The sequence below is a fragment of the Aquabacterium sp. genome (genome assembly GCF_021768455.1).
Classification (GTDB): domain Bacteria; phylum Pseudomonadota; class Gammaproteobacteria; order Burkholderiales; family Burkholderiaceae_C; genus Aquabacterium.
In genome coordinates, this window is the sequence record NZ_JAIZVX010000172.1 from 1 (window position 1) to 7,995 (window position 7,995).

At 64.7% G+C, this 7,995-nt stretch carries 7 protein-coding genes, 1 tRNA gene and 1 pseudogene; 3 read left to right on the plus strand and 6 right to left on the minus strand.

Features of this window, described 5'->3' with window-relative positions; translation table 11 throughout:
• Positions 1-602: 602 nt before the first annotated feature.
• Entirely contained in the window at positions 603-860 is a 258-nt protein-coding gene (locus QZ994_RS17305; RefSeq protein ID WP_290874582.1) for a hypothetical protein, read from the minus strand.
• A 329-nt stretch (positions 861-1,189) separates the two neighbouring features.
• A complete protein-coding gene (locus QZ994_RS17310) occupies positions 1,190-1,729 on the minus strand; it encodes a MarR family winged helix-turn-helix transcriptional regulator (RefSeq protein ID WP_290874585.1) in 540 nt (179 codons plus the stop codon).
• 267 nt (positions 1,730-1,996) lie between these two features.
• Here QZ994_RS17310 and QZ994_RS17315 point away from each other — a divergent pair.
• Together QZ994_RS17315 and QZ994_RS17320 are read left to right on the plus strand one after the other, a co-directional pair.
• Positions 1,997-2,211, plus strand: a pseudogene (locus tag QZ994_RS17315) (IS3 family transposase); the annotation flags it as partial.
• Between the two features lie 187 nt (positions 2,212-2,398).
• Positions 2,399-2,474: transfer RNA gene (locus QZ994_RS17320), tRNA-Gly, on the plus strand.
• A gap of 85 nt (positions 2,475-2,559) precedes the next feature.
• Here the strand turns inward: QZ994_RS17320 and QZ994_RS17325 are convergent.
• From QZ994_RS17325 to QZ994_RS17335, 3 genes are all read right to left on the minus strand, one after another.
• Positions 2,560-3,639 (minus strand): LacI family DNA-binding transcriptional regulator, encoded by a 1,080-nt coding sequence (locus QZ994_RS17325; RefSeq protein WP_290874588.1) that lies wholly within the window; start codon positions 3,637-3,639, stop codon positions 2,560-2,562.
• A gap of 19 nt (positions 3,640-3,658) precedes the next feature.
• Positions 3,659-4,498, minus strand: coding sequence for a TIM barrel protein (locus QZ994_RS17330; protein ID WP_290874591.1), 840 nt, complete (start codon positions 4,496-4,498; stop codon positions 3,659-3,661).
• Positions 4,499-4,619: 121 nt separating this feature from the next.
• Entirely contained in the window at positions 4,620-5,471 is an 852-nt protein-coding gene (locus QZ994_RS17335) for an SDR family oxidoreductase (RefSeq protein WP_290874593.1), read from the minus strand.
• Positions 5,472-5,565: 94 nt separating this feature from the next.
• Here QZ994_RS17335 and QZ994_RS17340 point away from each other — a divergent pair, with 94 nt between their 5' ends.
• Entirely contained in the window at positions 5,566-5,970 is a 405-nt protein-coding gene (locus QZ994_RS17340) for a helix-turn-helix domain-containing protein (protein WP_290874595.1), read from the plus strand.
• A 14-nt stretch (positions 5,971-5,984) separates the two neighbouring features.
• Here the strand turns inward: QZ994_RS17340 and QZ994_RS17345 are convergent.
• Positions 5,985-7,995 (minus strand): CocE/NonD family hydrolase (locus QZ994_RS17345; RefSeq protein WP_290874598.1); only part of this gene is annotated, 2,011 nt, incomplete at its 5' end.

The window sequence follows — 7,995 nt, forward strand, 5'->3', positions numbered from 1 at the left end:
GCTGCATCAAAAAGCAGCAGAGTAGGTTGAACACCTGGCTCAGTTTTAGATCGGCACACCCCTCATAAGTGGCTCAGTTTTCGGTCGGCGCCAACACCTTGGTCACAGCCAGGATGCCTTCGCCGCTGAAGACCTCTCCAGCCCCCAGGCGCAGCTTCTTGACCTCTTCGACGAACGAGCGTTCAGCCATCGTCATCACCTCCAGAGTATCGGCACAACCATCGCGCCGTTGAGATGCACTTTGCCGAGATATCGTTTAGAGGTCAATCAATGAAGACTCATGGAACTGAGATCTTGCCGAATGCGGACAGGCTCCGCAGGAAACGGATAAATCCAGTAGGTCAGTGCAGATTTTCATCCCAATGCAATGGACATCTTACGTATCAGCCGGCGCTTGATGGAGCACATTCACGGAGGTTACCGAATCAACCAAGCCAGCAATAAAGCAGGCACCGAATACATTCATATCTAAATGACTTCCGCGATTTGACACTGCTTGTGCCTGTTCGCAGTTGCCGCCGGGAAAGCCTTCGGTGCCCCCCGATTTGGCGGGGGTGGTGCGCGGGTAAGCTGGGAGAAAGAAGTACCCGCGTACTCCGGAATCAAGTCAGGGCATGCACGTCATCATGGGTCTGTAGAACGTGGGCCACACCCGCCTCGATCCGCACGTCATCCGTCAGGCCAAGCGTTTGGCACTGGACGTGTTGGAGGTGATGCGCCGCGACGCGGGCACCACCTGCCGCGTCGATGTCGATCACGACCACACGGGCTTCGGTGACCACCAGCCTGTCTATCACCGCCTCCCCGATCAGGGTGGCCCCGCCTGGGACCATCGCCACCTTGTCCTGCAACGTCTGCATGACTGTCTTTTCCATCGGATGCATGCACACCAGGAAAGTCAAACCTGTTGATCAAGTCCGGTGCGGTTCTGTGCGTTGGATTGATCTTGCTCGAAGGACGGCTTGATGCTGTCGCCGCAGACCGCACGACTTATCCGCAAAGTGCGGACAGTGATCCCCGGACATTGGGTGCCCCCGCCAAGGCTGTGACTGCTTCGGCCTGATCGGAATCAATCAGACACAGGGAAGACAGCATCTGAAGCAGCCATTACCCGCCCACCTGTGCGTGGTGCGGACCGGCCGCGACCTGTCAAGGTGGCCACGTCCGTGTCCTGTGGCCTGATGCTCGCTCAGCCGTGGCCGAGTTCGATGTGGTCAGACGTGCTCGCCGCGACCTGCTGACGCAGGCTACCGAGCAGATCAATCATGAGCTTGCGGTCCTGGACGCGAAGCCCGGAAAACATGGACACAACCCATGCCTCATGGACCGTGGCAATCTGCTCAAAGGTCTGTACCCCAACCTGGGTCAACCTCACCTTCACCGATCGCCGATCTTCCGGATCAGCCAAGCGCTCGACCCATCCTTCTTTGACCAACTCATTGGTCAAGCCTGTGACGTTACCCCCAGTCACCATCAGGTACTGCCCCAGCAGACGCATGCTCAGGCCCTCCGGGTAGCGGTGAAGTTGCGCCATGTAATCGAAGCGAGCCAGAGTGATGCCAAACTGTTGCCGCAATTGGCGGCGCAACTCTGCCTGAACCTGATTCGTGCAGGCCATCATTCTCAACCACAGCTTCAAGGACTGGTGGTCATCGTCGGTGGCCCGTGCCTCAAGGCCCAGGCTGGCAGGCATGGGCCCTGAGGACAGCGTTTTGTTTGCAGTGCTCATGAGCAGCTTTCAGCGCCAAAGGGCGACAACATCATTGCGAAAAGCCGCGTTGGATCCAATCAACGGGCAAAAGCGCAGCACCCAAAACCCGTCCTTCTTGTCCAGTGCAGTTTATGCGATTGCATCCTTCGCCTTTGTAGCGTTGAGGTGAGTCCGGCATGTCGGGTGAGTTGATCCTTTGTCGGTGTTTTGGGGGATGAACTTCTTTGGTGGCCGCCGACTCAACTGGATGATTTCGACCAGTTGCGCTGTGGAGGCCCGTATTTCCGTCGGATCGTGGGCTGGTCGATGCGAGACAGCATGACATCGCATCTGGTGGCTGACGCATTGATGACGCATCAGGCATGGCATCCCCTGCAGCATGTAGTCGTGCGAGCATGGGGCAAGACAAGTCAGCCATGGCGCGCTTCTTCAGCTCAATGAAGACCGAGCGCATCGCCCGAAAGGTCTATCGCAGCCGAGAGCTGGCCCGGGCATCTGTGATCTGCCGCATCGTGCACGTCCAGATGCCCAGCCGGCGCCCTTCAACGCGGGGCTCCGCCTGTCAGATCCAGCTCGTGAAAGCCCAGAAGCTGCGCTCGGTGCCCACGGAGTGGGCAACAGCCCATGCCTCAACGCTCAAGAGACTTGCAGACACCGTTTTTTCTGTGCTATAGTTTCGTTCTCGACGCGGGATTAGCTCAGTTGGTAGAGCGATACCTTGCCAAGGTATAGGTCGAGAGTTCGAGTCTCTTATCCCGCTCCAAATTTTGAAAAGCCCCAGGTCACATGGCCTGGGGCTTTTTTCATGGTCGTGGAGTTATGCGGCACGCCAGGCGCAGTGAAGACACTCAAGGCAGGTAGGGCTGCATCGCCATGTTCTCTCGGCAGTAAAGGCGAAACGGATTGGGTGCGTTGCTGGCCGGCGCCTCCACATGGCCACAGGCATGCAGCAGGTGCTGCAACGCCACGGCAACCTGGCCATCCGGATCCTGGTCGATCACCATCTCCAGCAGCCCCTCGGCCATGTGGGTCCGGTGCTCGTCGCTCAATTCGTGAGCCACCCACACCGGGCGGTCTTCGGGCGGCAAACGGGACAGCCAGGCGGCAATGCCCGCGGTGCCAGCACCGCTGCTGTACAGGCCCGCCAGGCGGGTGCCATCGCGGGCGGCCTGTGACACGGCCTGGCGCAAGGCCATCTGCGCGCGGTCGGCATCGTCCTCGCAACTCACCGGATCGGTCGGGCGCAAAGCGGGAAAGCGCTGCAGCAAGGCCTCGGTGCAGCCCCCCACCCGTTCGGCGTGGGCCCGAAAGCTCAGTGCGTTGGTGAGCAGCAGCACCGTCCCCGGCCCCTGGGCCGTGCGGCCGATGACATGGCCTGCCGTGCGACCCGCCTGCCAGTTGTCGATGCCGGCATAGCGCAGGCCCGGCACCGCCCGCACGCCGCTCATCAAGGTGACCACGGGCACACCGCGGGCCACTTCCTGGCGCAAGGCGGCCCGGATGGGCTCGCTGTCGTGCAGCGCCACCACCAGGCCATCACGCGGGTGCCCCTGTGTGCGCGCACCCAGGTGCCGGAGGGCCTCTTTTTCGCTCACCCGCAGCAGGTGGATCACCACCCCGGGCGACAGGGCCTGGGCATGCAGCTGCCAGGCCCGCTCCAGCCGGGCAAAGTAAGGCGTGGGGCTCTTGACCAGCAGCACGTCCAGTCGGGTCACACCCCGGTGGGTGGTGGGCAGCACGCGGGGCACGCCCAGTTCGCGGGCCGCCGCGATCACGCGCTCGGTCAGCAGGGGTGACACCCCCCCGCGCTCGTTGAGCACGCGGTTGACCGTGGCCATGCTCACGCCCGCCCGCGTGGCGATCTCGACAAAGCGGGGGGCGCGCTTGCGGCGCTTGTCTGTGGCGGGCGGCGAATCGGTCAGGCTCATGCCTGCCTGTGTGCCACGTTCAGGCTGCCAGGGCAAGGGCGCTGACGCGCTCGCGCAACCAGGCCATGCTCTGGGCCAGCTGGGCTTCGATGTCGGTGGCCGCAGCGATCACCTCGGCAAAGGGCTCGAAGGACACATGCCCTCGGTAGCCGGCGTCCAGCAGGTGACGCAGCTGCGCGGCATTGCCCAGGCGATCGGCTTCGCCCACGAGCACACGGTGACCGTCGCGCATGTCGGGCACGGTCACGGCGCTGTCTTCCACGCCCGAGATGTGAACCAGCCCGGCCCATTCAGGGAAGAAGGTGGGATCGCCCGAGAGGTGGTGGTGAAAGGTGTCGTGCACCAACTGGTAGGTGCCGCCCACGTCGAAGGCCTCGAAAGCACGGACCGCCTGGGCTTTGCGGCGCACGGCGCATTCCTCGAAACCCAGGGGCTCGACCAGACCGACCAGGCCATGGTCGTCCAGGATCGGCTTGAGCTGCTGGAGAGCATGGACCAGGTCGTCATGGCGCTGGGTGGCGGTGCGGGCATCGGCACGGCTGTTGGTGGGGCACAGCACCAGGGCCTCTGCGCCGCAGGCCTGGGCGTAAGCCGCCATGGCGCGGGCTTCGGCCAGACGGGTGGCGTCGCATTGCTCAAAACGCTGCAAGGCGTTGATGGAGCGAATCACCAGGCCGTGGGCCCGTGCGATCGCGCCAATCTCCTGTGGAGGCACGCCATCGCCCGTCTCGATGCCGGGCAGGTCGTTGCGGATCTCGATGGCGGTCACGCCCAGGCGCTGCGTCATGGCGGCGAACTGGGCAAAGGGGATGCGTGGCACCGCCATGCGGTTGAGGGCGAAGGACAGCGAAGGGCTCATGGGTGTCTCCTGTGGGATCTCAGCAAGGGGCTGTGCGTGCCACTTTAGGAAACCACCTTCTGCATCGCCATGGCTTTTTTGACCATAAATGGTCAGACTACCCTCACCCTGCCCCGATCGTTCAGCGCAGGGCTGCGGCGATCATCTCGGCCAGCGGGGTGGTCGGACGGCCAATGAGCGCGCTCAGGGCGCGATCTCCGTCGAACAAGCCGCCCTGGGCTGCCCCCGAGTCGGAATCGGCCAGCAGGCCAGCCAGGGGTTCGGGCAGGCCCGCACCCACCAAAGCCCCCTTGAACTCGGCTTCGGGCAGGTTCACATAGGGCACGGCCTTGCCGGACTGGCGGCTCAATTCGGCCGCGAACTCGGTCAGGGTGTAAGCGGTGTCGCCAGCCAGCTCGTAGACCTTGCCGGCCTGATCGGGCAGGGTCAGCACGGCGGCATCGGCCTCGGCGTAATCGGCACGCGAGGCCGATGCGATGCGACCTTCGCCAGCGCAGCCAATGAAGGCACCGTGCTGCAAGGCAGGCGGCACGCTGGCCAGGTAGTTCTCGGTGTACCAGCCGTGGCGCAGCAGCACATGGGGCAGGCCCGATGCGGCCAGGTAAGCCTCGGTGGCGACGTGCTCTTCAGCCAGGCCCAGGGGCGACTGGTCGGCATGCAGCAAGCTGGTGTAGGCCAGCAGCTGGACCCCTGCGCGCTGGGCGGCGTCGATGACGTTGCGGTGCTGCGGCAGGCGCTGGCCCACTTCGCTCGACGAGATCAGCAGCACCTTCTCGGCGCCCTGGAAGGCAGCGTCGAGCGAGGCGGGCTGGGTGTAATCGGCCTGGCGCACGGTGACGCCCAGCGCGGCCAATGAGGTGGCCTTTTCAGGCTGGCGCACGGCGGCAACGATGCGCGAGGCGGGCAGCTTGCGCAGCAGCGCCTGGATGACGAGTTGGCCCAATTGGCCGGTGGCGCCGGTGACAACGATCATGGTGAGTCCTCAGAAAAAGGGGGTTGGGAAGATCCTGTGGCGCTATCATTTCGAAAGCGCTAACTTTTCGCAAGTACGCACCAAAAGGTAAGTGATGCCGAATTCCCACTCCTCCCCGCCCCCCGCCACCACGGGGCTCCTCGCCACCTACATGGACCGGGGCAATGTCTTTGCCGAAGCCTGCCCGTCGCGGGAGGTGCTCCGGCATGTGACCAGCCGCTGGGGCGTGCTGGTGCTGGTGGCCCTGCTGCGCGACACCCACCGCTTCAGCGAGTTGCGCCGCAAGATCAGCGGCGTGAGCGAAAAAATGCTGGCACAGACCCTGCAGTGGCTGGAGGCCGATGGCCTGGTGCTGCGCGTGTCGTACCCGGTGGTGCCACCCCACGTCGAGTACTCGCTCACCCCCCTGGGCCAGGAGGTCGGTCGGCGCGTGGAGGAGCTGACCGACTGGATCGAGCTGAACCTGCCCCGGGTGCTGCAAGCCCAGGGCGAGGGCTGAGACCGCAACGCGGCTCAGTTCAGGGCGGCGGTGGGCACCACGGGCAGCACCACGCTGGAAGGGTACTGCGGCCCGCTCAGGATGGTGCTCACATTGCCATCTGCCAGGGCCTGCTGAGGCGTGGGCCAGACACCCTGTGCCTGGTTGCTGGCACTGATGGCGATGCGCAGCTTGTGTCCCTTGCGCACCAGGGCCGCCGCCGGGAAGACCTCGACCGGCACCAGCATGGGCTTGCCCGGGATGACCGGGAGCTTCGCCGCCTCGGTGAAGGGATGCCAGGGCTGAACCATCACGCCGTTGACGTAACGCGAGCGGGTGGTGTCGACCGCGCGGTGGGCCACCGAAAGCAGCCCCGTGCTGATGGGCGTGGCCACACCAAAGGCATCGACGTCGTCCACGCGCACGGCCACGGCGGCCTCGGTGCGGGTGGTCCACAGCCAGAGGTCGGCCTGGATGGGGCCATTGAGGTAGAGGTCGCTGTCCAGAGGGGCCGTCTGGTAGATCAGGGCGCCTTGCGAGCGCTCGACCGTGGCACTGTTGGTGTAGCAGGGTTTGGGCAGCAGGCCGGCCGTGCCCAGCGTCCACTGCACGTAACTGCTTGAGCAGTCGCTGCCGTCATGGAGCGTGACGCTGGCCTTCACCGTCTTGCCATCGCTGCCCTTGGCATAGCTCACCACGGCGCCCTTGGGTTCGGTGATGGTGCGCGAGGCCTCTGGCACGGCGGGCTTCTGGGCACTCAGGCTCATGTCGCCACGCAGGTAGTAGCGCTGAGGGCTCATCTGCGGATGCGGCCAGTCGGTGGCCCGGGCATAGCGGTTGGTGCCGAGCAGGCCATAGCCCTCGACGTACTGCGTCACATTGGGCAGCGCGGCCGCACCGGTGTTCACACCCTTGAGGTACTGGTCGAACCACTGCAGCATGAGGGACGACGAACCCGGTGCGCCCTTGGCCGTCGCGTTGTCGGCTCCGGCGGCCGCATTGAGCACCGCCTGGATGTGCGCACCCTTGACGATGAGCAGCTTGGTGTTGGCGTTGCGCTTGATCTGCTCGTAGAGCAGGGGCTCGTCGCGCTGGAAGATGTCGTTGGCACTGCCCACGATGAAGGTCGGCACCTTGATCTTCGCCGCGCCCTCCAGCGGGGAACGCACGGACCAGAACTGCCCGTCATCGGTGGCGTAGCCCGTCTGCCCCGACAGCGAACGCTCCACCGTGGGCAGGTACCAGCTGTCGATGGACGCGATGTGCTCGGCATTGGCCGCACGGATCTGGTCGGCATAGGCCGGGTTGTTCTGGATCGCCAGGCTGTTCTGCACGCTCAGTGTGTGCGTGAGCGGCAGCCAGAGACTGATGAACTGGGCATTGAGCAGCCCGCCCACGCCCACGGTGCCGCGGTAGGCATCGCCCATGGGGATCTGCGCGAACACCGCCTTCACGGCCGGGTGCTGTTGTTGCGCCGTGAAGAGGCTGCTGATCCCCAGGTAGGACGTGCCGGCCAGGCCCAGCTGCCCATTGAACCAAGGCTGGCGCGTGACCCACTCGACCGCCTCGCCATAGGCAGCCTGCTCGGCCTCACCCAGCAACTGGGCCTCACCACTCGACATGCCCGAGCCCAGCACGTCCACGGCGACGGAGACATAGCCGCGGCGGTTCATGAACCTGTCCTGTCCGCCGACCAGCAAGGTGTTGCCGGTGCCGGCCACCGAGCCCAGCAACTGGCCCACGTCGATGCGGTAAGCGGTCTGCGTGAGGATGGCGGGAAAGGTGCCCGGCGCGGGCTGGCCCTTGGCATCGGCCGGCATGGACACCAGCACGGCCAGCTTCTGGCCGGTCGATGTCGTGATGAACTGCAAGGGCAGGGTGACGGCATCGGGGAAGTCTTCCGTGCGGCTGTAGGCCTGCCAGGTGCTGCCAGGGTTGCTCGTGATCGGGGTGCTGTACTGGGCGCCGCTGCCACGGGTGCCCAGGGTGGTGGTCTGGGCCAGGGCCAGGTGGCCAGCGCACAGTGTCATCAAGGCGGCAGCGATG